This is a genomic window from Methylocaldum sp. MU1018, assembly GCF_053646775.1.
In genome coordinates this window covers 771,031-794,662 of the sequence record NZ_CM132195.1, presented here as the reverse complement: position 1 = coordinate 794,662, position 23,632 = coordinate 771,031, and the positions used below count along the sequence as shown (strand labels likewise).

Sequence of the window (23,632 nt, the reverse complement as noted above, 5' to 3'; positions counted from 1 at the left end):
CTAAGATCAGGAAATAGATTTTCCCTTAGTGAAATCGGATTTCATGAACATTACAAGGAGATAATCATAAATGATTGTTTTTGAATGAAAACAAATCAAATAACATTGGCACGTAAACTGCCTTGATAGAGACGTCCGACTTTCGGACGCTCTTGCAATTCTATGACGACACAACAAGAACGACATTCCACGAGGAGTATCTTTATGTCTCAAGAAAGGCCGCCGCTCGACCCGCATCCGTTGAGCCCGTACGTCTCCTGGGCGGGGCACCGCAACCGCGATCCGATCCTGGAAGTTTTCAAGCAGGCATTTCCGACGGCGCCTGGCAACGTGCTGGAGTTCGCCAGCGGCAGCGGCATGCACATCAACTATTTCGCGCCGCATTTCCCGCACCTGACGTTCCACCCGACCGATCTGAACGAACACGCGCTGGAAAACATCATGCGCGTCACCTGGGAAAACGGGGTGCAAAACGTCGCGCGGCCGAACCTGCTCGATCTGGCGCGCGAAGAAACCTGGCCCCGCCCGGACGAGCGGCGCTTCGACGTGATTTTCGTCATCAACATCTTTCAGGTGGCTCCGATCTCCGTCGCCGACGGGATGATGAAATGCGCCTCGCGACTGCTTCGCGAGGATGGCTTCCTGTTCATCTACGGACCTTTCAAGGACCACGGCCGATACATCACCGAATCGAACCGGGAGTTCGATCAGATGATCCATTCAGCCGGAGTTTCCGAATGGGGCTTGAAGGACATCGCCGATCTGGAACGAGCGGCGGACGCCTGCGCCCTGCAGTTGAGCGAGAAGATCGATATGCCGGCCAACAATTTCGGCCTGATCTTCGCCCGAGCTTGACGAACAGAGCGAGTACCCGACATGAACGATCGTAAAGCCGTCGTCGTCGGAGTGGGGCCGTCCAAGGGCCTGGGCGCCGCTCTCGCCCGCCGTTTCGCGCGCGAGGGGCTCAAGGTTTATCTGGCCGGTCGCACCGCCGAAAAACTGGAGCGGATCGCCGCGGAAATCCGAACGGCCGGCGGCCGGGCGGTTCCCGTGACGACCGATGCCACCGTCGAAGGGGACGTCATATCGCTGTTCGAGAGCGTTTCGAGCGATCCCGGCCCGCTGGACGTCGTCGCCTGCAACGTGGACAGCCATCGCCAGGCTGCGCTGCTCGACACCAGCGGCGACATGTTCAGACAGCTTTGGCTGCAGAACGCCTATGCCGGCTTTCTGGTAGGACGGGAGGCCGCACGGCTGATGGCCGATCAGGGGCACGGAACCTTGTTCTTCACGGGTGCCAGCGCCTCGCTGCGCGCCCGCCCGTCATTCACGGCTTTCGCCGCGGCCAAAAGCGCGCTGCGGGCACTGGCCCAGGGCATGGCCCGGGAATTCGGACCGCAGGGCATCCACGTGGTCCATGTCGTCATCGACGGCGTCATCGACGGCGAGCGCGCTCGCAACGCTTTTCCCGAATTCGTCGCGCAAAAAGGCGCCGACGGCCTGCTCGATCTCGACGCGATCGCCGACACCTACTGGCTGTTGCACGGTCAGCAACGCAGTGCCTGGACGCACGAATTGGACCTGCGCCCGTTCAAGGAACCGTTTTGATTTCGCCCGATTGTTCGGCTCCAAGGTCGGACAAGGAGCCGACCGGACCGAGGTGACGGGATTGTGTCCGTCGCCTCGGGACATGCGGTTTTCCGAATCCGGCGGCCTTTAGGACGATTTCATTCGCATGTCAGGACTGATTGAAAAACGGCTTTGGTGCGGAGCGGGCTTTAGAACGTTTTCAATACGGACGCAGGAGCGATGTAGGGGCGACTTCGGTCGCCCCCACGACATACGACACATACATTCCACACGGAACGCCGCCGACGCGAAATGTAAACGCCATAGCCCGCGATAGTCGCTCGTTCGCGGGCCAAAGCCCGCTTCCACAGGCCATAAACCCACCCGACAACCGCTCTATACGGCCGCGAAGACCGACGTCTTCTCTGTACGCGCTCCGGTAGCCCCTCCCGAACGGCCCGCCCGAGTCCGCGCCGGACACGCGAGGATGCCAATCTTCTGCCGATAAACCTGTCCGCCGATCAGGAAAACGCATGTCCTCTGTTAGAATTCGCCGGTTATTCTCGAGACCAACAACTTGACGACACGCAGTCATCTTTTCAGCCGGGCGCCGGGCTGGTTCCAACTCGGCAGCAGTCAGCGCAGCCGGATTCCCGAGGGGCTCCATTCGTGGCTTTTCGAGCCCGGCTCGCTGACCCGCCGGATTCGCGGCCTTTGCGGCGACCGGTTTCGAGTCCGGGTGCTGCGGCAAGACTGGCTGCGCCCGTTTGCCGACGAATCGCGGATCCTGAGATTGCCGCGCTCGCGGGTCGCCTTGGTGCGCGAGGTGCTGCTCCAATGCGGCGATCAACCCCTGGTTCTGGCGCGCAGCGTCATACCGCCGGACACGCTGCGCGGCGCTCGACGCCATTTGGCTTGTCTGGGCAACCGCCCGCTGGGAGAAATCCTTTTCTCCGATCCCGGACTAAAGCGATTGGGGCTGCAACTGGCCGCCGTCGAAAAGGAGAGATGGCAACCGGAACTTTCCGCTGCCTTCGATATCGCCCGATCATCCGACCGGATCTGGGGCCGGCGTTCCCTGTATGCCATCGCTCACGGAAACCTGTTGGTAGCCGAGTTCTTTCTGCCCATCGTGCTGAAGCAAGAGGCAAATCTATGATCAACTCATCGACTTTCCGGATCTCCAGCAGACGCCTCGAGCTTTACTGGCGGCTGATGCGCCTGGATAAGCCCATCGGCATCTTCCTGCTGCTTTGGCCGGCCTTATGGGCCCTCTGGATAGCCGGAAACGGCCGGCCCGACGGACTGGTGAGCTTCGTCATCGTCACCGGCGTGGTGCTGATGCGGGCGGCGGGCTGCGTAATCAACGATTACGCCGACCGCGACTTCGATCCCCACGTAAAACGCACCAAATTGCGTCCGATCGCCGCCGGATTGGTGACGCCCGGGGAGGCGCTGCGGTTGTTCGTCGCGCTATGCCTTGTAGCGTTCGCCCTGGTGCTGCTCACTAATCCGCTGACCATCGCGCTATCGGTTCCCGGCGCGTTTCTCGCCGCGACCTACCCTTTCATGAAACGCTACACCTATCTGCCGCAAGCCTATCTGGGGCTCGCCTTCGGCTGGGCGGTGCCGATGGCTTTCGCGGCCCAGACCGGCGGCATTCCCTGGGTAGGCTGGGAGCTTTATTTCGCCACCATCCTGTGGGCGCTGGTTTACGACACCATGTACGCCATGGTGGATCGGGACGACGATCTCAAAATCGGCGTGAAATCCACCGCCATACTGTTCGGCGACATGGACCGGGTGCTGATCGCGATGCTCCAGGTCTTCGTGCTGCTGATGCTTTATTCGGCGGGAAGACAATCCGGGCTGGGGACGCTTTATTTTCTGGGACTCCTGACCGCCGCCGGACTGGCCGCTTACCAGCAGTATCTGATCCGGGAACGCCATCCCGCCAACTGCTTCAAAGCGTTTCTGAACAATCACTGGTTCGGGGCGGCGGTGTTTGCCGGACTGGCCGCGGATTACGCCGCGCGCCTCTGAAAGGCCCGCCGGGAAAACTAACGGGCTTGCCCGGCGACCCGGTTTCGCCCGGACCGTTCAACCGCCAGCGCCTTACGAGCGAGGTGGTAAACGAGCAAAGGCAAGGGCATGCGTAGCCAGTGGCCGCGCACGTAGAGCATCCACCGGGCAAGGCCGGTAAAACGGTCGGCGGCCGTAGCATGTTTCGGCTGAAGCGCCCTTGAAAACAAGGCATCCATCAGACCGAGCAGCGGCCGCGACGGCGATCCCGCCGCCGTCGCGGCCCGAACCCGGGACGGAATCCGCGTCCCGAGCATCTTCTCCGCGTAGCGCAAGGCGTAAAACAAGGGCCGGACGAGACCGACCTCGGCGGCTCGCGCCACCAGACGATTCCAGAAGCCGCCGTCGGCGGCCGAGAAGTGGCTGATCAGGCTGTCGATATCGGCGAGATCTCTCAATCCCGCATCCAATTCGCCTTCAAGAAAAAGGTGGGTCGCGCTGTGCAGCACCATGTCTTCGGGCGCGAGCACGAACAGCCTGTCATGCCCCGGCAACGGCACCGCCGCGGCGAGCATTTTTTGAGAATCGGCCCGAATCCTGGAGGTGTCCGGCGTGATGGCGTGATGCACGTCGACGACAGTGCCGCGCCGCAGATGGCGCAGCGGAGGAATTTCGTGCATCCAGCGGCGATAGTAGCGCTGATCGTAAACATCGTAATGCGTGGTCGCCCAACCGTGCAGGATGAGCGCCGCTTCGGCATCGGGCAATCGCTCGCGCGGCACCAGGATGTCGATGTCCCCGAAGATACGGCCCCGAGCCGCCGGCAGACCGGCCATCGCGTAAGCCGCCCCTTTGAGCAGAACGATCGGAATCCGGGTTTTGCTCAATGCCTTTCGGATTTGCTCGACTTCGGTGGCCACGGCCAGGTTTTGCCGGCTCGCAACCAGGCGCGCGGCCATCAAATGCCTGCTGGGAGCGTCCGGGACGCTTTCGAGCAAGCCGCGCTCTTCGAGTTGGGCGGCCAGCCTGGCAAGCACTTTGGCCGCGCGGCATTGGCGGACGATGACGTCCCACTCGCCGAGCGAGCAGGCCGCCAAAGACTCGACTTGCATCAGCGCCTTGGCGGCGCAGGCATTCACGGCGCCCGGCATATCGGATGCGTGTTCAGGTCGGCGAATATCGAGAGGGCGTCATCCAGCCTGCTGTAAGCAAACTCATAGCATTCCGCCCGGTCGACGATATCGGTCAAAATTTCGAAACCGCCTTCTCCAAGCACGGTGTAATTGAATGCATTTTCGGCCAGCCGGACCAAGGCCCGGGCTTTCGGGTAGGGATTCAACCCGGCCGGCGCGCCGGCTTGAAAGCGCGGAAAGACGATCCAGGCGGGGCGAGCCGTTTCCCGTGAGCGCCGCACGCTGTCGGCGGGCGCTTTCACGTGGGATACCGTGCCCTTGTGAGTATCCCGCACCACAGGTCCGATGACGGCTGCCGGATCGTAACGGCGAATGATGTCGATCGATTCATTTTTCAGACTGATCGGGCGAGGTATCGGCGTCAGCGAGCGATCCTGGGGGTTGATCAGCGCCAGTTCGTCCGACAGCAAGCGCCAGCCCCGACTCACCAAAGCGGCGCACAAAGTGCTTTTTCCGGAGCCCGGTGGAGCCGCGAGAATGGCCGCGCAACCGTCCTTTTCCACAACCGCGGCATGAATCATCAAAAACTGGTGGCAATGATTGGCGATACACCAGTTGAGCCCCCATTCGAACATCGGATAAGCCTGCGCATAAGGCAACGGCTTGAACGGAAAGATGCCGTCCAACTGAAAGTTGACCTGCGGCCGAAACCAGCGGCGAACCGATGCCGGGCGCGCGATCGAAACGTGAAAATCCGCAAACCCGCCATGACGGGAAACGGGATAATCTCCGTACAAGAGCCGCACGCCCGCCGCCACCGACGGGATCGCGCACCTCAGGCGAACGACCAAAGGACCGACGGCGAATGCCAGTCCGCCGTCGGCGAGGGCTTTGGCAAACGCCGTTTCCGGAATGGCTGAAACGGTCAAGCGGGTTCGATCGTCATGAGGCCGAGGCGCTGGAATTCCAGCGCCGCCTGCTCCACTGCCTTTAGGAATGACTCGTCCGTCGAACGGGCCTCGTCATCCGCGAACCGCTGCGCGAAATCCGTCAGACGGATTCCCGCAGGAAACTCGGCCGCGGCTACGAGAATCGCGCGTCCGAAGCCGGAGAGCACATGGGTGTCTCCGGTAGCCGTATCGAACACGACCGATTCTCCCGGCCATGCCGGCGAAAAGCGCAGCCCCTGTTTGGAAACGCGGATAAGGCGCATGGCAAACGATTTCGGACGGTCCTTAGAAACAGCCGGAAGCGACGTCGTCATCACCCTGAGATTTGGAATCGAACGTGCTCTGGAGGTAACAAACGATATCGCCGGCCGACCACCCGCTGCCCGGAGTCCCATGAATTCCGTTGGGGAAATACTCGCCCCCCATCGACGCGGCTTCCCACATATCGTTCAGGATCGCATCCGTCAGGGGATAATCGTCCGCAAAAGCATATATATTGAGATGGGCCGCGACGAGGTGCCGCGCAAGCTGGATGACCTCCATGCTTACTCCGGAACTGCCGGCGATTTCGGCTGGAAAAGCCAGAAGCTCCCACATCGAAAGTCCATAGGTGCGCGGCTTTATGAGCTGGGCATCCGTCAGACCCGACGCACCCGACAATTGATACAACTCGGGAAGAGGCAGAATTTGAGCCCCTCCGGGAAACGCCGCGCCGAACTCCGGACCGTAGTGCAACATCGATCTCCGCTCCGCCTGGAATTCGCGATAGTTCCCCGGCCCGCCCCTGGTCTCTTCCTCCCATCTCGTGGTCGTCTCGGATTGCTCGCCCGATTTGTTTTTTCCGCCTCCATTGCCTCCCTTTTGCTCGCCGATCTCGGTGGTCGCGACGTACACGGCGGGCACTTCGGTAAGATGAGGGCTGCTCCAGCTCTTGAGATGCTGGCACGCTTTCCAGTAGCCGGGCGAACGCCCCGCACTGGGAATAGGGTCCCCGGCGGCCTGCGGGCTGGCATTTCCCGAGAATATCCTGGAGGGCGTCATGAAGGCATTGGCCAGCGGCGAATAGCCTGAAAAACTCATCAATACCGGCACCGCAAGCCCGGCCCTGGTCACGTTGCGCCGCGCTCGATCGACGTCGTTCTTTTGATTCGAAGATTCGAAATCCGTTTGGTCGTTTTCAAACTCATCGTTATTCATGCCCATCCCCCAAAACCAGTTTATATTCCGATATATACGCCGCTATATACGCCGCTATTCCTGACGATTCGTCCTACATGATTTTCCCAGCCCTTCGAGTCGAATTTTCGCAAAACCGTTGCCAAAAACTACCAATGCTAAATTTTAGCCCATGTCGACGCACATTCAGTGAAAGTGAAGATGAAGGCAGAGAGTCCAACCGTGACGCTCTTGCCGAATTCCGGCACGGTTTACATATTCGCGTAACGGGGCCCGTCCCCGCCCTCGGGCGGCACCCAGGTGATGTTTTGCGCCGGGTCCTTGATGTCGCACACCTTGCAGTGAACGCAGTTCTGCGCATTGATCTGGAATCGGGCCGGCTGTCCCGGCGCCGCCACGATTTCATAAACCGCCGCCGGACAATAACGCTGCGCCGGCTCGTCGTACAGCGGCAGGTTCCGTGAGATCGGTATGGACGGATCGGCCAGAATCAGATGGCACGGCTGATCTTCTTCATGATTGGTGTTGGAGAGATAGACCGAGGACAGCTTGTCGAAGCTCAACACGCCGTCGGGCTTGGGATAATCGATCTTACGGCGGTCCGCGGCCCGTTCCAGCGAGGCGTGATCCGGAACGCGATTGTGCAGGGTAAACGGCAGCTTGCCGCGGAAGATATTCTGATCGATCCAAATGAACGCGCTTCCCGCGAGCGTTCCGAATTTCGCCAACGCGGGACCGAAGTTCCGGCCCCGGAACAATTCCTGATCGACCCACGACCGGCGATAACGGTGGTCCAAATCCGGCATTCCGCCCGTTTCCAGCGCCTCGAACACCGCTTCCGCCGCCAGCATGCCGGTTTTCATGGCGGTATGATTGCCCTTGATCTTCACCGGATTGAGAAAACCGGCCTCGCAGCCCGCCATCACACCGCCCGGAAAAGAGAGCCTCGGCACCGACTGCCATCCGCCCTTGTTCACCGCGCGCGCGCCGTAGCCGATCCGGGTTCCGCCTTCGAGGAACCGGCGCACCGCCGGATGACGCTTCCAGCGCTGCATTTCGCTGAAAGGATTCAGATAGGGATTCCGGTAATTCAGAGCGACGATCAGACCGAGCGAAACCAGTCCGTTTTCATCATGGTAAACGAAGCCGCCGCCTTCGGTTTCGTCGTCCAAAGGCCAGCCCAGCGTATGGACCACATGCCCCGGCCGGTGACGCGACGGATCGATGCGCCAGATTTCCTTGATGCCGATGCCGTAATGCGGCGGATCGACGTCTCGCCGCAATTCGAAGCGCTCCATCAGCCGCTTGCCCAAATGCCCGCGGCAGCCTTCGGCGAAAATGGTGTAGGGCGCGCGCAGGTCCACGCCGAGCTGATAGTTCGGCTTCTTCGAGCCGTCCCGGGCGACGCCCATGTCGCCCGTGACCACGCCGGCTACCGAGCCTTTGTCGTCATAAAGCACATCGGCCGCGGCGAATCCGGTGAATATCTCCGCTCCGAGGGCTTCGGCCTTTTCCGCCAGCCATCGGCACAAGCGGCCCAGGCTGATCACGTAATTGCCTTCGTTCCGCATCGGTTTCGGTATCAGAAAGCCGGGCACTCTGAACGACCGATTTTCGCCGAGGAGGTAATGCAGTTCGTCCTGTTCGACTGGCACGGTGACGGGCGCGCCCTGCTCTTTCCAGTCCGGGAACAATTCGTTCAGAGCGGTCGGCTCGAACACGGCGCCGGAAATGATGTGGGCGCCGACCTCGGCACCCTTCTCGACGACGCAGACCCGGAGCGATTTTCCGGCCTCATGGGCCAACTGCATCAGACGACAGGCGGCGGACAGTCCCGCGGGGCCGGCTCCGACGACGACGACGTCGAACTCCAGGCTTTCCCGAGTCACGATACGCCCTTGGGCAGAGCCTCGAGCAAGGCCGGTAGCACTTCGAACAGATCGCCCGCCAGACCGATATCCGCCACTTCGAAGATGGGGGCATCCGGATCCTTGTTGACCGCGACGATGGTCCCCGCATCCTTGATTCCCGCGAGATGCTGTATCGCGCCCGAAATACCGAAGGCGAGATAAAGTTCGGGCGCGATGATCTTGCCGGTCTGCCCCACCTGCAAGTCGTTCGGAACGAATCCGGCATCCACCGCCGCGCGGGAAGCGCCGACCGCCGCGCCCAGCCGGTCCGCCAGGGCGTAGATCAGATCGAAATTCTCTTTGCTTCCCAAGCCCCGTCCTCCGGATACCACCACGCGGGCCGACTGAAGATCCGGCCGCCCGCCGCCCGACGAGCGTTCGACCCGGAGAAAGCGCGTATGGCCGGGACAATCGAAATCGAGGCTGATTTTTTCGACGGGCGCCGAACCGGTTTCCGGAACCGCCTTGAACGAAGCCGTACGCACGGTCGCGACGACGATGCCCGGCGGCGTTTCGATCGTTTCCAGCGCATTCCCGGCATAGATCGGCCGCTCGAAGACATTCCGGTCGATCACCCGCATGATGTCGCTCACTTGAGGCACGCCGAGCAGCGCCGCCGCGCGCGGCAAAACATCCTTGCCGAAGGTGGTCGCCGGCGCCAGCACATGGGTATAGTCCTTGGCCAGAGCGGAAATTTGCGGCGCCAGAACCGCCGCCACGGGGTTCCGGTTGGCGGCATGTTCGACCAGCAACACACGGGTCACGCCATTCAGCCGAGCCGCGGCTTGCGCGGGCTTGTTCTCTGCCTCGGCGAACACCGCCACATCGATCGTCTCCGGACCGAGATCGAGCGCGCAGGCGACCGTTCTCGAAGTCGAAAGATTCAAGGTTTCGCCGTCGTGCTCGGCAATCACCAATACCTTGCTCATGACAACAGCCCTCGCTCGCGCAGCGCCGCCGCCAGATCTTCTACCGAAGCCACTTTCCGGCCGGCCTGGCGCTTCGGCGGCGGCGCGACTTTGAGCAGCCTGGCTTCCGGTACGAACTCGACGCCCAGGTCCTCCGGCGTGACCGTTTCGATCGGCAGGCGGCGCGCCTTCACGATGTCCGGCAACTTGGGATAACGGGGAACGTTGAGGCGAAGATCGGCGGAAATCACCGCGGGAAGGTCGACGGACAAGAATTCGAGTCCGGCGTCGACCTCGCGGGATACGGTGGCGGTCTTGTCGTTCAACTCGATTTTGGAAGCGAAGGTCGCTTGGGGCCAGCCGAGCAGCGCCGCCAGCATCTGCGGGGTTTGGTTGCAGTCGTCGTCGATGGCCTGCTTGCCCATGAGGATCAAATCGGGATTTTCGCGCCGGGCGAGCCCGGCCAGCGCGCGTGCGGCATTGATGGGTTGAGGCGCCGCATCCAGCGGTATGTGGATCGCCCGGTCCGCACCCAGCGCCAGGGCGCTCCGGAGCTGCTCCTGCACCGCTTGCGGCCCGAGCGCAACCGCCACGATCTCGGTCCCCTTGCCGCTTTCTTTAAGGCGGATCGTCTCTTCCAGGGCGATCTCGTCGAACGGGTTCATGCTCATCTTCACCCCGTCCAGCATGACGCCCGAGCCGTCCGGCTTCACCTGGATACGCACGTTGTAATCCACCACGCGCTTCACACTCACCAATACCTTCATGCGTCCACCTCGAATCGTCGGCGGGAGCGTATTCTTCGTCCCTAGGCCATATAATAGCTTTACGACCCGAAAAAGCACCCTCTTTGACATGACGCCTCTTTCCCGAATCAGCTATATCGACTCGCTCAGCGAACTCCAGGAGTTCTGCGGAGCCGTCAAGAACGCCCCGTGGCTCGCCGTGGACACCGAGTTTCTGCGCGAAAAAACCTACTTTCCCAAATTCTGCCTGCTCCAGATCGCGTCGGCCGACAAGGTCGCCTGCATCGACCCGCTCGCGCTCGAATCCTTGCAGCCGGTAGCGGATTTACTGTTCGATCCGGCCATTACCAAGGTTTTCCACGCCGGAAGGCAGGACCTGGAAATCTTTTTTCATTTATGGGGAAAGCTGCCTGCGCCGATCTTCGACACCCAGATCGCGGCTCCCCTGATCGGCTTGCCCGAACAAATCAGCTATGCCGGATTGATCTCGGAACTGCTCGGCGTGAGCTTGGGCAAAGGACATACGCGCACCGACTGGTCTCTCAGGCCCCTGGCCGAGGCGCAGTTGCGCTATGCGGCCGACGACGTCGTCCATCTCGGGACCGCTTACCTCAAGCTGCGCCGGCAACTCGAAGCCTTGGGGCGCCTGGACTGGCCCGAAAGCGATTTTGCCGCCCTGCTCGATCCTAAGCTGTACGAGAATGCATCCGATCAGGCCTGGCAGCGCATCGGCGGGCATTATCAGTTACAACCGCCCCAGCTCGCCGTGTTGCAGGCGCTGGCGTCCTGGCGCGAGGATAATGCGCGCCAGCAGGACATTCCGCGCAGTTGGCTGGTCAAGGACGAGGTTTTGTTCGACCTCGCGCGCCTTCAGCCGACGAATGCCGAAAAGTTCAAACTGATCCGGGGACTGGAGGAGCGGACGCTCAAGCGTTACGGTAATCATTTGTGCCGGATCATCGAAGAGGCGAAACATCGTCCGCCGCCGGCGGTTTCTCTCAGGCCGCGCCAGGCCAAAAAGACGCCCGAACAGGAAGCGCTGCTCGACGTATTGACCGCGGTGGTGCGTCTTCGGGCCGCCCAGCACACCCTGAACCCGGCTGTACTCGCAGGCCGCAAGGACCTGGAACAACTGATGGATGACCCGGAGCAATCGAAACTGCTTCAGGGCTGGCGCAAGGCGATGGCCGGAGCGGAACTGGAGGCGCTCCTTCAGGGCGAACGACAACTCAGAGTGATCAACGGCCGTTTACGGATGGAACCGCATGGATGACGCCCGCTATCCCGAACTAATCTTGGCGCTGAGGAACCCCGCCGCCTACGATCATCCCACGGAAGCCATCGAAATCCGGGAGACCCACATCTCCTGGGTTTTGCTGACGGGTCCTTACGCCTACAAAATCAAAAAGCCGGTGGATTTCGGCTTCCTCGACTTCACCACCCTGGACAAGCGCCGCCGGTTTTGCGAAGAGGAACTCCGCCTCAACCGCCGGCTCGCCCCGGACTTGTATCTGGCCGTCGTCCCCATCGCCGGAGATTCCCGAAACCCCCGAATCGGCGGCAGCGGCACCCCCATCGAATTCGCCATCAAGATGCGCCGCTTCGACGAAGCGGCACTGTTCGATCGTCTATGCCAGGACAATCGCCTGTCGGCCGTACACATGGACAAGCTGGCCGAGACGCTGGCCCGATTCCACGCAAGCGTAGACCGCGGCACCATCGAAGATGCCCACGGACTCCCGGAACACATCTACGACGCCGCCGAACAGAATTTCACCCACATCGAGCCCTTGCAGGACGATCCGGTCGACGTCGCCAAGCTGGAAGCCGTGCGCGCCTGGACGTCCGAGGCGTATTCGCGCTGCCGGGAGACCATGCTCGCCCGAAAAGCCGCCGGCTTCGTTCGCGAATGCCACGGCGATCTCCACCTCGGGAACATCGTGCTCATCGGCGACGAGCCCACGCCGTTCGACTGCATCGAATTCAACGAAGACTTGCGCTGGATCGATGTGTTGAGCGAGCTGGCCTTCCTGGTCATGGACCTCGAAGTCAAAGGCAAGCGGAACTTGGCTTTCCGGGTTCTCAACCGCTACCTGGAAGTTACCGGAGACTACCGGGGCCTCTCTTTGTTCAACTATTACCGCGTCTATCGCGCCATGGTTCGGGCCAAGATCGCCCAACTGACCCGAGACTCTACCGCCGATACCGCGAAACGGCAGGAATTATTGACCCTGTATCGGCACTATCTCGATTACGCATCCGGCCTCATCCGGCCCCCAAAACCGGCATTGCTCATCACTCACGGTTTCTCGGGCAGCGGCAAGTCCCACATCGCGGGCCAAATCGCCGAACGCCTCCCGGCCATACGCCTGCGCTCCGATTTGGAACGAAAACGCCTGGCCGGCTTCGCCGAACACGCCAACACCGCATCGACCCTCGACGCCGGCATCTACACCGCGGACATGACACGCAGAACCTACGGCTATCTGCTCGATACCGCCGAGGGGATCTTAAAATCCGGCCTCTCCGTCATCGTCGACGCCACGTTTCTGAAGCACGACCAACGGAAAAGCCAAGGAATGCTGGCCGAGCGGCTCGGCGCGTCATTCCTGATCCTCGACTGCCGGGCGCCGATCGCCACACTGAAAAGCCGCATCGAATCCCGCGCCCTGCTCGGCCGCGATCCTTCGGAGGCCGATTTGTCGGTACTCGACCGTCAACTCGCGGCGCATGACGACTTAACCGAAGAAGAGCAGCGGGACACACTGAGGATTGATACCGAAGGAACGGTTTCTATCGACCGACTTGTCAAGAAGATCGGCCTGAGTACGGGCCTACTGCCCGATTAGGATGTTCTTGAAGCCGGAGTAGCCGGGATGGAGCTTTGCGGAATCCGGGACGATGGTGCCTTGAGTCTCCCGGATTCCACGGCGTTCCATCCGGGCTACTTGCTACTTGCTGAGCTTGGGCTTTGAATCAGCCTGCGAAAATTTGTTTCACAGCAGGAGAAAACCAATGAAGCCATCAATATTGCTTGTTTTGTCGTTCGTGTTTTCCAGCTTGGCTTTAGCGCATACCGGTGTTGGAGAAACGGCAGGGTTCATGCACGGATTTCGTCATCCAATCGGCGGAACCGACCACCTGCTTGCGATGGCGGCTGTCGGCCTATGGGCGGCACAAATTGGTGGGCGTGCATTGTGGGTCGTCCCCTGCATATTTGTTGGTGTAATGATCCTGGGTGGTGTTCTCGGCTTCTCTGGCGCGCCCATTCCTTTTATTGAAGAAGGGATATCGGTTTCTGTTCTGATACTCGGCGTCCTGATTGCAGGCGCATTTCGATTTTCACTCCTACACAGCGCCCTGATTGTCGGTTTTTTTGCCGTATTTCATGGTCATGCCCATGGTGCCGAGATGCCTGCCACAATCGGCGCCGGTTCATATACTGTCGGTTTTGCTTTGGCTACCGCAATGCTTCATACCGCAGGCATGGGATTAGGAATACTCATGCAGAAAACAAATCTACACATAGTCACTCGTTTTGCCGGCGGCGCTGTTGCGCTCGGTGGAATCTATTTGGCAATTTCATTGCCTGCATAGTTCGTGGAACACAAACACTGCTGCCCATGCCCCGACACCTGCCGGAAAACACTGCGTGCGCCCAATCGGTTTGTTGCTGATCCTCGTGCTGCTCGGCGCCTGCGGTCGAAACGCGGAAACGACCGTCCTCGAATTCTGGGCCATGGGACAGGAAGGCGAGGCGGTTCAGTCTTTGATGCCGGAATTCGAACGGCGCCACCCGGATATCCGCGTCAAGGTACAGCAAATTCCCTGGAGCGCGGCCCACGAGAAGCTGCTGACCGCCTACGCGGGCGATGCGATGCCCGATGTCTTTCAGTTGGGCAATACCTGGATTCCCGAATTCGTCGTATTGAAGGCCGTCGACAGTCTCGACGGGCGGCTGACCTCTCCGCAACGCGGAGATTATTTCGAGGGCATTCTCGAAACCAACGAGATCGACGGGCAGCTTTACGGCCTACCCTGGTACGTCGATACCCGCCTGCTGTTCTACCGTACGGACATTCTGGCCAAGGCCGGTTTTTCCGCGCCGCCCGGGACGTGGAACGAATGGCTCGCGGCGATGGCGGCAGTCAAAGCGCTGCCCGGCGGAGAGCGCTACGCCGTGCTCTTGCCCATGAACGAATGGCAAGTCCCGGTGATCCTCGGCCTGCAACTCGGGGCGGAACTGCTCCGCGATGAGGCCCGGTTCGGCAATTTTCGGAGCGATGCCTTTCGCCAGGCCTTTCGTTTTTATCTCGACATCTTCCGCCGGGGTTACGCGCCCGCCGTATCGGAGGCTCAGGTCGCCAATCTTTACCAGGAATTCGCCAATGGCTATTTCGTAATGTACGTCACCGGCCCATGGAATATCGGCGAGTTCGAGCGCCGGCTTCCGAAAGCCTTGCAAGACCGGTGGACCACCGCGCCCATGCCGGCTCCCGACGGGAATTATCCCGGCGTTTCGCTGGCGGGCGGCGCCAGTCTCGCGATCGCGCGAAGCTCCGGCCACAAAGATCAAGCCTGGAAGCTGATCGAATTTCTCTCCGAGCCCGAACGACAGCTCGCGTTTTACCGTCTGACCGGCGATCTCCCTCCCCGCCGTTCCGCCTGGAAATGCCCCGATCTGGCGACGTCCGCTCGTGCGCGGTCGTTCAAGACGCAGTTGGAACGAGTCGCGTCCACGCCGAAAATACCGGAGTGGGAGCGCATCGCCGGCAAAATCGTCCATTACGCGGAAAAAGCGGTGCGCGGCGAATTGACCGAGGAGCAGGCCTTGGCGGCCCTGGACGAGGACGTGAACCGGATTCTCGAAAAGCGCCGCTGGCTGTTGCGGAAACGGGCACCATGAAAATCGCTTTTCCGCAGACTAACCCTGCGTTCTGGTTCCTTGCGCCGGCCTTGATCCTGATCCTCGTTTTCTTTTTCCTGCCGGTCGCGGCGTCGCTGCTGCTCAGCTTCACCGATTTCGACATTTACGCCCTCGGCGACCTCGAACGGCTGCGCTTCGTGGCGTTCGACAACTACCTTCGCCTGGTCCGCGATCCATTGTTCTGGACCGCGCTCAAGAACACCCTGTATTTCGTGCTCGTCGGCGGTCCTTTGTCGGTGGCGGTATCGCTCGGGGCGGCGCTTCTGGTGAATCACCGCCTGGTCCGATTCAAGGGGCTGTTCCGCTCGCTGCTGTTCCTGCCGGTCGTCACCACCCTGGTGGCGATAGCCGTGGTCTGGCGCTATCTCTACCATCCCCGCTACGGCTTCTTGAATTATCTTCTAGGTCTGCTCGGACTCGGGCCCATCGATTGGCTGGGCGATCCCGACTGGGCCATGCCGGCGATCATCCTGATGGCGATCTGGAAGAACTTCGGCTTCAACATGATCATCTTCATCGCCGGGCTGCAAAGCATTCCCGCCCGCCTGTACGAGGCCGCGGTCATCGACGGCGCGAACGCCTGGCGCCAATTCCGCCACGTCACCCTGCCCATGCTGGGGCCAACCTTCGTCTTCGTCACCGTCATCACGATGATCGGCTATTTCCAGCTTTTCGCCGAACCTTACGTGATGACCCAGGGCGGCCCTGCGAACAGCACCCTGAGCGTGGCCCTTTTGATGTTCCAGGAAGGCTTTCGCTGGTGGAATCTCGGCTATGCGGCGGCGGTGGCGTTCACGTTGTTTCTCATCATTCTGACGGGAACTCTGTTGCAGCTGAGATTGAGGCGACGGGAAATCTGACAGTGGCCGTATTTTCCGAAAAACCGATCAAGACGCTGCTGCTTCACCTCGCGCTGGTCACGGCCGTGATCGTGACTCTGTTCCCGCTGGCCTGGATGGTTGCCGTGTCCTTTATGTCCTCGGCCGAGGCGAACCGGTTTCCGCCACCGCTCCTGCCGGAATCGCCGACGCTGGAACATTACCGGACGCTGTTCTCCCGCCTGAATCTCGCCGCTTATCTCCTGAACAGCACGCTGGTCGCCACGCTGGTGACGGCGCTGTCCCTGCTGCTCAATTCCCTGGCCGGCTACGCCTTCGCCAAGCTCAGGTTCAAGGGACGCGACCGCCTGTTCCGTCTGCTTCTGGCGTCCATGGTGATTCCGGCGCAGGTCGCCATGCTGCCCTTGTTTCTGATGCTGAAGGAGATGGGACTGGTGAACACTTACGGCGGCGTGATCGTTCCGGGCATGGCGAGCATTTTCGGCATCTTTCTGATCCGGCAATACGCGCTGTCGATTCCGGACAGCCTGCTGGATGCCGCCCGCATCGATGGCGCCGGCGAATTCCGGATTTACCGCACGCTGGTTCTGCCGCTGTGCAAGCCGATCCTGATCACCCTGGCCATTTTCACCTTCATGGGCGCCTGGAACGACTTCATGTGGCCCCTCATTATCCTGACCGACAACGATCTCTATACCCTCCCGGTCGCCCTTGCCAATCTTCTCGGCGAGCACGTGCAAGACGCCGAGCTGATGATGGCCGGCGCGGTGCTTACGGTGCTGCCGGTGATCCTCCTATTTCTCGTTCTGCAGAAGTACTACATCGAAGGGCTGGTCTTGGGTAGCGTGAAGGAATAGCCGGCCGTCGATCCGGAGCCGCGGCGGTCGAAAAAATACGCGATGTCCGGCTCCATGCCGGCCAGTCTTTATCCTCGTTCCAGCCCGCGCAAGACGAGCACTATCTTTTCCGCCGCCCAATCGATCGCCTTGCGCTCGATGACGAGCGGCGGCGCGAAGCGGATGACGGTCTGGTGAGTCTCGCGGGTCAGAATGCCGTTGGCCATCAGTCTCATGCAAAAATCGCGGCCGGATATCGCCGGAACCAGTTCCAGGCCGATGAACAAGCCTTTGCCGCGAACCTCGCGAATCAGAGGACTCTTCAACTCCCGCAGCCGGTCGAGAAAATAGGCGCCCAGCTCGGCCGAGCGCTCGACCAGCCCTTCCTCGACGATCACATTGAGCGCCTCCAGTCCGACCGCCGCGGCCAGCGGATTGCCGCCGAAGGTGCTGCCGTGATGGCCCGGTCCGAAAACGCCCATCACCTCGCGCCCCGCCAGAAATGCCGACACCGGCAGCAGACCGCCGCCCAGCGCCTTGCCGAGAATCAGGCCGTCGGGTTTGACGCTCTCGTGCTCGGAGGCCAGGAATTTTCCGGTTCGCCCCAGCCCGGTCTGAACCTCGTCGCACAGCAGCAAGACATTCCGCTCCCGGCAAATCCGGGCGCATTCGGCGAGATACCCCGGCGGCGGGACGACGATGCCGCCCTCGCCCTGGATCGGCTCGACCAGAAACGCCGCCGTGTTCTCGGTGATCGCGTCGGCCAGGGCCGCGGCATCGCCGTACGGAATCAGTTTCAAACCCGGCGGAAACGGTCCGAAGCCTTCGCGGTAGCCGGGTTCCGACGACAGACCGACGATCGCCAGGGTGCGTCCGTGGAAATTGCCTCGACAGGCGATGATCTCGGCGCCGTCCGGGGCCACGCCCTTGACCCGATACGCCCACTTGCGGGCGGCTTTCAGCGCGGTTTCCACCCCTTCGGCGCCGGTGTTCATCGGCAGCGCCATGTCTTGTCCGGTCAGTTCGCAAAGCCGTTTCAGGAAAGGCGCGAGCCGGTCGCTGTGGAAGGCCCGCGAGGTGATCGTCAGCCGCTTGGCCTGTCCGGTCAAGGTTCGGATCAGGCGCGGATGGGCATGGCCGTGACTTGCGGCGGAATAGGCGCCCATCATGTCCAGATAGCTTTTCCCCTCGACATCCCAAAGATGAACGCCCTCGCCGCGGGTCAAGACCACCGGCAGAGGGTCGTAATTGTGCGCGCCGTAGCGTTCGGTGACGTTCAGAATGTCCTGCGTTCGAACGGTTCGTTCGGGGGTCGCGGCGGCCAGCAACAGCTCGCCGGCCAGATAGGCCGTGGCGCGGTTCCTGTCGCGGGGCGGATCGAATTCGACGATCTCGATGCCGAGGAAATCCGGGTTGCCCCGGAGTAGGGCCAAGGCGCTTATCATGTCTTCGCCGGAAATGCCGCCCGCCACCGGTACGGTCACCCCCGGCGCATCTTTCGGATCGATCGCGTCGAGATCGAGGGTGACGCCGAAACCGGCCGTTCCGGATCGGACCGTAGCCAGCGCTTCAGCCATGACTTCGTTCAGGCCGCGCCGCATGACTTCGTCGAGATAAAAGATGCGGACGCCCAGCCACTCCAGCAGGGCTCGCTCGGGCGGCTCGAAGCTGTGGACGCCGATGAGGCAGACATGCCTGGGAGACAGCTTCGGGCCGAAGCCGCCGACGTTCACCAGGGACGGTTCGCCGAAACCGAGCAGGCAGGCGAGCGGCATGCCGTGCAGCGCGCCGCTGGGACTGGTTTCCGGTATGTGGCTGTCCATGTGGGCGTCGATCCAGATCAGCCCCAACGGGCCTCGCTCGGCCAGGGCCGCCGCCGCGCCGGACCAGGTGCCCACGGCGCAGGAGTGGTCGTCGCCCAATACGGTGAAGAATTCGCCGGCTCTCACGGCGCTCTCGGTTTCCCCTGCCAGGCGCCGGCAGAGATCCGCCACCCTGGGCACCTGGTCCGGCATCCGCTGCGGATGGAGAATCGTCTGCCAGGCGGCCGGAACGCCGCGATCCTGCAGCCTCCGGTCCAGCCCCAAGCCGCGCAGGATTTCCGGCCCGGTCTCGGCATCCCGATCGAAGGCCGCTCCGATCAGCCGTATCGGCTGCAAAGCTTTGTCGTTCATGAGAGATGATCCGGAAAGCATTGGAATGGCCTCCAATCTATCACATTCATCGCCCGCCGCTTCCCCTTAGAGACGGTTTGCTGCACTCTGTTCATTGACGGCAGGCGCGGCTGCCGATCGAATTCTTTGGGCCATTCCGAGGTAAGGTCATGAGCGATACGGCTTTCGAGCGAACGGTGCGCGAAATCGGCGAAAATCTTTATCGTCTGGCCGGAGAATCGCCGCCCTCCCTGTTCGACCCGCGTGGCCTGAGAGGGCGCGTTCTGATGCGGGCCATGCGCGACGAGCATCTGCGCGCCGCCCTCTTCCAATTCGTCGACGTGTTGCCGGTGCTGGAAACCGATCAGGAGCTCGCCCGCCACTTCCGGAACTATCTGGCGCCTCATGCCGGCCGGTTGCAGGGACTCTGGGGCCGGTTGTTCAAGCTGGGCGGCCATTCCTTCAGCGGTTTCGCGTTGCGCCGCGCGGTATCGCGCCTCGCCCGCCAGTTCGTCGCGGAAGAGCAGAGCGATCGCCTGAACCGGGCGCTGGACGCCGTTTCCCGGATACCGGCGGCGGTCACGGTCGACGCCGTCGGCGAAGCGGCCCTGAGCGAACGGGAATGCGACGTCTATCTGGGCCGATACCTGTCGCTGCTCGATCTGCTGGCGGCGAACGGCCCGCCGATCGGAAACCCGCCCATCCACATCTCGGTCAAGCTTTCGGCCCTGACCGCCCATTTCGATCCCCTGGACTACGCCGGCGTGCGGCGCCGCGTGTTCGATCGGCTGCAGCCTTTGCTGGCGCGGCTCCGCGAACTCCGGGCCGGCATGACCGTGGACATGGAACATTACGAACTCAAATCCCTGACCCTGCGCCTGTTCCGCGACCTGGTGGAAAGCGAGGGACACGACGGCTGGCATCCCGGCATCGCCCTGCAGGCTTATCTCCTGGAAACGGCCGACGATCTTCGCGAGCTGATCGACTGGGCGAAGCGGGAAAAACGCCGGATTTCCGTGCGTCTGGTCAAAGGCGCGTACTGGGACACGGAAGTGGCTCTTGCGGAGCAGCGCAATTGGCCGGTGCCGGTGTTTCTCGACAAGCCGGCCACCGACGCCCAGTTCGAATCGCTGGTCGATCTCTTGTTCCGGCATGCGGATACGATCTATCCCGCCGTGGGCAGCCACAATCTTCGGAGCATCGCCTACGCCATCGCCTCGGCGTCCCGGCAAGGCCTTTCCAAGGCCGACTGGGAAGTCCAGATGCTGTACGGCATGGCCGAACCCCTGCGCCACGCCGTGACCGCATCGGACGTCGCGCTTCGGATTTATCTCCCCACGGGAGAGCTGATACCGGGCATCGCTTATTTGATCCGCCGCCTAATGGAAAACACCGCCAATACCTCCATCCTGCGGCAGACCTATGTCGAAGGCGCCGATTTGGACGATCTGTTGGCCAAGCCGGAACGGTCCGAACCCCGAACGGAGACGCCGCCTCCCGCTTTCGTCAACGCTCCCTTGAAAGATTTCAGCCACGAGCGAGTTCGCGAAGATTTTCGCCGGTCGCTGGCGGCGATGCGCAGCAGGCTGGGCGCGACCTACCCCTTGGACATCGCCGGCGTTCCGCCGCACGGCGCGGGGCTGGAAGCGTCGCGAAATCCGGCCCGGCCGTCCGAGATTTTGGGCCAAGTGGCGGTCGCCGACGTCGACCACGCCGAGCGCGCGGTGCGCAACGCCAATCGCGCATTCCCCGGCTGGCGCGACATGCCGGTGTCGGCTCGGGCCGCGCTGTGCCGGCGGGCAGCGGACATCATGGACGCTCGCCGCGGCGAACTGGCCGCCTGGGAGGTTCTGGAAACCGGAAAGAATTGGCGCGAAGCCGACGCGGACGTGGCGGAAGCCGTCGACTACTTGCGCTATTACCCCTATCGGATGGAGCAACTGGCCGGATGGCGGCCCACCCGCTGCTTTCCCGGCGAGCCGAACCATCTTCGCTACGAACCGCGCGGCGTCGCCGTGGTGATTCCGCCCTGGAATTTCCCTCTGGCGATTCTGACCGGCATGACCGCGGCGGCGCTGGTGGCCGGCAATACCGCCGTCGTCAAGCCGGCGACGCCGGCCAACCTCGTCGCCCACGGCTTCAAGTCCATCCTCGACGAGGCCGGCTTTCCGCCCGGCGTGTGCCAACTCTTGCCCGGGAACGGCGCCACGGTCGGGCGGTATCTGGTCCAGCATCGGGACGTTCATGTCATCGCATTTACCGGCTCCAAGACGGTGGGCCTGGAGATCCTTCGGGAGGCCCACACGCTCGCGCCCGAGCAGCGGCATATCAAGCAGGTGGTCTGCGAAATGGGCGGCAAGAACGCGATCATCGTCGACGAGGACGCGGATCTCGACGAAGCGGTCGCCCAGACGCTGTATTCCGCGTTCGGCTATCAGGGCCAGAAATGCTCGGCCTGTTCGCGGTTCATCGCCGTGGGCCGGGTTCACGACCGCCTGGTGAAGCGGCTGACCGAAGCCCTCGACAGCTACGACTACGGTCCGCCGGAAGATCCGGCCTATCTGTTCGGGCCGATGATCACGCGCGATGCGCAGCAGAAGGCCCGAAGCTATATCGACATCGGCCGGAACGAGGGTCGGCTGCATTACCTCGGGCGGGTGCCCGCGGACGGCTTCTATTGTCCGCCTGCCCTATTCACCGGCATCGAGCCCCGTCACCGTTTGGCGCGGGAGGAAATCTTCGGCCCCGTGCTCGCGGTGATGCGCGCCCCTACGTTCGAAGCCGCGCTCACGCTGGCGCTGGAATCGGATTACGCGCTCACCGGCGGGGTCTTCTCGCGCCTGCCGGAACATCTCGATCTCGCGCGGGAACGGTATCGCGTCGGCAATCTGTATCTGAACCGCCGCACCACCGGCGCCCGGGTCGGCGTACAGCCCTTCGGCGGCACCCGGCTTTCCGGAACCGGCATACAGGCCGGCGGCCCCGATTATCTCAAGCAGTTCCTGTGGACGCGCGTCGTGAGCGAGAACACGCTGAGGCACGGTTTCGTGCCGAGCCTCGAATAGGTCGGGAATTCGGTCCCGATGAAGCTTGTAGGGCGGGTTAGCGAAGCGTAACCCGCCGCACGCCGCGAACTTCTTGCCAAAAATCACCTCGAAAAAGATATTCGAACCGGGATCTACTTTCCTCCGGCGCTCCCGGCAGGCAATGGATGCTGCGCCTATTTTGGAGAGGAAACCGCGGCCGTGACCGGGCATTCGCTGGCCGCTCCCGGTCTGCCGGACATGCTCAAGGAGAGAGTATGCATCGCAAGAAGGTACGAACCGCCGTCGTCGGCGTGGGCAACTGCGCATCCTCGCTGGTCCAGGGTATCGAGTTCTACCGCCAGGCGAAGGACGGCGATGCCGTCCCCGGCCTGATGCACGTCAACCTCGGCGGGTATCACATTTCCGATATCGAGTTTTCCGCCGCCTTCGACGTCAATGTGAGCAAGGTCGGCAAAGACCTGTCCGAAGCCATTTTCGCAGAGCCGAACAACACTTACCGGTTCTGCGAAGTCCCCGAAATCGGCGTCGAAGTCCGCCGCGGCGTCACGCTCGACGGCCTGGGCAAGTATCTCAGGGAAATCATCGAGGAATCGCCCGAGCCGCCAGCGGATATCGCCCGGGTTCTCCGCGACACCGAAACCGACGTGCTCGTCTCCTATCTGCCCGTCGGCGCTCGAAAGGCTACCGAATTCTATGCCGAGCAGGCCCTCGAAGCGGGCTGCGGCATGGTCAACTGCATTCCCGTCTTCATCGCGTCCGACGCGCGCTGGCGAAAGCGCTTCGAGGAAAGAAACCTCCCCCTCATCGGCGACGACGTCAAATCGCAGGTGGGCGCTACCATCGTCCATCGGGTGCTGGCGAATCTTTTCCGCGAGCGCGGCGTCCGGCTGGACCGCACCTATCAGCTCAATTTCGGCGGCAACACCGATTTTCTGAACATGCTCGAACGGGAACGGCTGGAATCCAAGAAGCTCTCCAAGACCCGCGCCGTGACCAGCCAGCTCGACCATGCCCTGTCCGACGCCGAGGCGCACGTCGGCCCCAGCGACTACGTGCCCTGGCTGACCGACCGCAAGTTCTGCTACATCCGGTTGGAAGGCACGACCTTCGGCAACGTGCCGCTGCACGGCGAACTCAAGCTGGAAGTGTGGGATTCGCCCAATTCGGCCGGCGTGGTCATCGACGCGGTGCGCTGCGTCAAGCTGGCGCTCGATCGCGGCATCGGCGGCGCGCTGATCGGACCGGCCGCCTGGTTCATGAAGTCGCCGCCCGAGCAGTTCACCGATGCCGAGGCCCGCGTCCGTACCGAGGCCTTCATACGTGGCGAGGCACCTCGTTGACGAGCAACGAGCCGTAGGATGCGGTGACAACGGAACCGCATCGTTCGCGATTGATGCGGTCCGGAAACTTACCGCA

20 protein-coding genes are annotated in these 23,632 nt (G+C 62.0%); 12 read left to right on the top strand and 8 right to left on the bottom strand.

What is annotated here, in order from left to right; all coding sequences use genetic code 11:
* The first annotated feature begins 204 nt into the window (after positions 1–204).
* The 4 genes from ACWJKU_RS03675 (at position 205) to ubiA (ending at position 3,612) form a co-directional block, all read left to right on the top strand.
* Positions 205–855, top strand: coding sequence for a DUF938 domain-containing protein (locus ACWJKU_RS03675; protein ID WP_454145879.1), 651 nt, complete (start codon positions 205–207; stop codon positions 853–855).
* A 21-nt stretch (positions 856–876) separates the two neighbouring features.
* Positions 877–1,608, top strand: a complete 732-nt coding sequence (locus tag ACWJKU_RS03670) for an SDR family NAD(P)-dependent oxidoreductase (protein WP_454145877.1) — start codon at positions 877–879, stop codon at positions 1,606–1,608.
* A gap of 538 nt (positions 1,609–2,146) precedes the next feature.
* Positions 2,147–2,728 (top strand): chorismate--pyruvate lyase family protein, encoded by a 582-nt coding sequence (locus ACWJKU_RS03665; RefSeq protein ID WP_454145875.1) that lies wholly within the window; start codon positions 2,147–2,149, stop codon positions 2,726–2,728.
* Positions 2,725–3,612, top strand: coding sequence for a 4-hydroxybenzoate octaprenyltransferase (gene ubiA / locus ACWJKU_RS03660; RefSeq protein WP_454145873.1), 888 nt, complete (start codon positions 2,725–2,727; stop codon positions 3,610–3,612). Before ACWJKU_RS03665 ends, ubiA begins: the two co-directional genes overlap by 4 nt.
* Before the next feature lie 17 nt (positions 3,613–3,629).
* Here the strand turns inward: ubiA and ACWJKU_RS03655 are convergent, their stop codons facing one another.
* The 7 genes from ACWJKU_RS03655 to ACWJKU_RS03625 all read right to left on the bottom strand — a co-directional run bounded on the left by ACWJKU_RS03655 (position 3,630) and on the right by ACWJKU_RS03625 (position 10,435).
* Positions 3,630–4,742 (bottom strand): nucleotidyltransferase domain-containing protein, encoded by a 1,113-nt coding sequence (locus ACWJKU_RS03655; protein ID WP_454145871.1) that lies wholly within the window; start codon positions 4,740–4,742, stop codon positions 3,630–3,632.
* On the bottom strand, positions 4,727–5,653 hold the full coding sequence (locus ACWJKU_RS03650; RefSeq protein ID WP_454145869.1) for an HprK-related kinase A: 927 nt from the start codon (positions 5,651–5,653) through the stop codon (positions 4,727–4,729). The genes ACWJKU_RS03655 and ACWJKU_RS03650 overlap by 16 nt, the downstream gene beginning before the upstream one ends.
* Entirely contained in the window at positions 5,650–5,937 is a 288-nt protein-coding gene (locus ACWJKU_RS03645; protein ID WP_454145867.1) for an HPr-rel-A system PqqD family peptide chaperone, read from the bottom strand. The genes ACWJKU_RS03650 and ACWJKU_RS03645 overlap by 4 nt, the downstream gene beginning before the upstream one ends.
* A 22-nt stretch (positions 5,938–5,959) precedes the next feature.
* Positions 5,960–6,871: a hypothetical protein gene (locus ACWJKU_RS03640; protein ID WP_454145865.1), complete on the bottom strand. Its 912-nt coding sequence runs from the start codon at positions 6,869–6,871 to the stop codon at positions 5,960–5,962.
* Positions 6,872–7,101: 230 nt separating this feature from the next.
* Positions 7,102–8,739: an electron transfer flavoprotein-ubiquinone oxidoreductase gene (locus ACWJKU_RS03635; protein WP_454145863.1), complete on the bottom strand. Its 1,638-nt coding sequence runs from the start codon at positions 8,737–8,739 to the stop codon at positions 7,102–7,104.
* On the bottom strand, positions 8,736–9,689 hold the full coding sequence (locus ACWJKU_RS03630; RefSeq protein ID WP_454145861.1) for an electron transfer flavoprotein subunit alpha/FixB family protein: 954 nt from the start codon (positions 9,687–9,689) through the stop codon (positions 8,736–8,738). Before ACWJKU_RS03630 ends, ACWJKU_RS03635 begins: the two co-directional genes overlap by 4 nt.
* Entirely contained in the window at positions 9,686–10,435 is a 750-nt protein-coding gene (locus tag ACWJKU_RS03625) for an electron transfer flavoprotein subunit beta/FixA family protein (RefSeq protein WP_454145859.1), read from the bottom strand. Before ACWJKU_RS03625 ends, ACWJKU_RS03630 begins: the two co-directional genes overlap by 4 nt.
* Positions 10,436–10,523: 88 nt before the next feature.
* Between ACWJKU_RS03625 and rnd the strand changes: the two genes are divergently transcribed.
* The 6 genes from rnd to ACWJKU_RS03595 all read left to right on the top strand — a co-directional run bounded on the left by rnd (position 10,524) and on the right by ACWJKU_RS03595 (position 17,037).
* Positions 10,524–11,687 carry a ribonuclease D gene (rnd, locus tag ACWJKU_RS03620; RefSeq protein WP_454145857.1) on the top strand — a complete coding sequence of 388 codons (1,164 nt, stop codon included), beginning with the start codon at positions 10,524–10,526 and terminating at the stop codon, positions 11,685–11,687.
* A complete protein-coding gene (locus ACWJKU_RS03615; RefSeq protein ID WP_454145855.1) occupies positions 11,680–13,263 on the top strand; it encodes a bifunctional aminoglycoside phosphotransferase/ATP-binding protein in 1,584 nt (527 codons plus the stop codon). Before rnd ends, ACWJKU_RS03615 begins: the two co-directional genes overlap by 8 nt.
* 166 nt (positions 13,264–13,429) lie before the next feature.
* Positions 13,430–14,011: a HupE/UreJ family protein gene (locus ACWJKU_RS03610; RefSeq protein WP_454145853.1), complete on the top strand. Its 582-nt coding sequence runs from the start codon at positions 13,430–13,432 to the stop codon at positions 14,009–14,011.
* 55 nt (positions 14,012–14,066) lie between these two features.
* Positions 14,067–15,320, top strand: coding sequence for a sugar ABC transporter substrate-binding protein (locus ACWJKU_RS03605; RefSeq protein WP_454145851.1), 1,254 nt, complete (start codon positions 14,067–14,069; stop codon positions 15,318–15,320).
* On the top strand, positions 15,317–16,201 hold the full coding sequence (locus ACWJKU_RS03600; protein ID WP_454145849.1) for a carbohydrate ABC transporter permease: 885 nt from the start codon (positions 15,317–15,319) through the stop codon (positions 16,199–16,201). The genes ACWJKU_RS03605 and ACWJKU_RS03600 overlap by 4 nt, the downstream gene beginning before the upstream one ends.
* Positions 16,202–16,203: 2 nt before the next feature.
* A complete protein-coding gene (locus ACWJKU_RS03595; protein WP_454145845.1) occupies positions 16,204–17,037 on the top strand; it encodes a carbohydrate ABC transporter permease in 834 nt (277 codons plus the stop codon).
* Between the two features lie 68 nt (positions 17,038–17,105).
* On the opposite strand, the gene rocD is transcribed toward ACWJKU_RS03595, so the two are convergent.
* Positions 17,106–19,190, bottom strand: coding sequence for an ornithine--oxo-acid transaminase (gene rocD / locus ACWJKU_RS03590; RefSeq protein ID WP_454145843.1), 2,085 nt, complete (start codon positions 19,188–19,190; stop codon positions 17,106–17,108).
* Between the two features lie 149 nt (positions 19,191–19,339).
* Here rocD and ACWJKU_RS03585 point away from each other — a divergent pair, with 149 nt between their 5' ends.
* On the top strand, positions 19,340–22,234 hold the full coding sequence (locus ACWJKU_RS03585; protein WP_454145841.1) for a proline dehydrogenase family protein: 2,895 nt from the start codon (positions 19,340–19,342) through the stop codon (positions 22,232–22,234).
* A 236-nt stretch (positions 22,235–22,470) separates the two neighbouring features.
* Positions 22,471–23,556 carry an inositol-3-phosphate synthase gene (locus tag ACWJKU_RS03580; RefSeq protein WP_454145839.1) on the top strand — a complete coding sequence of 362 codons (1,086 nt, stop codon included), beginning with the start codon at positions 22,471–22,473 and terminating at the stop codon, positions 23,554–23,556.
* The last annotated feature ends 76 nt before the right edge of the window (positions 23,557–23,632 follow it).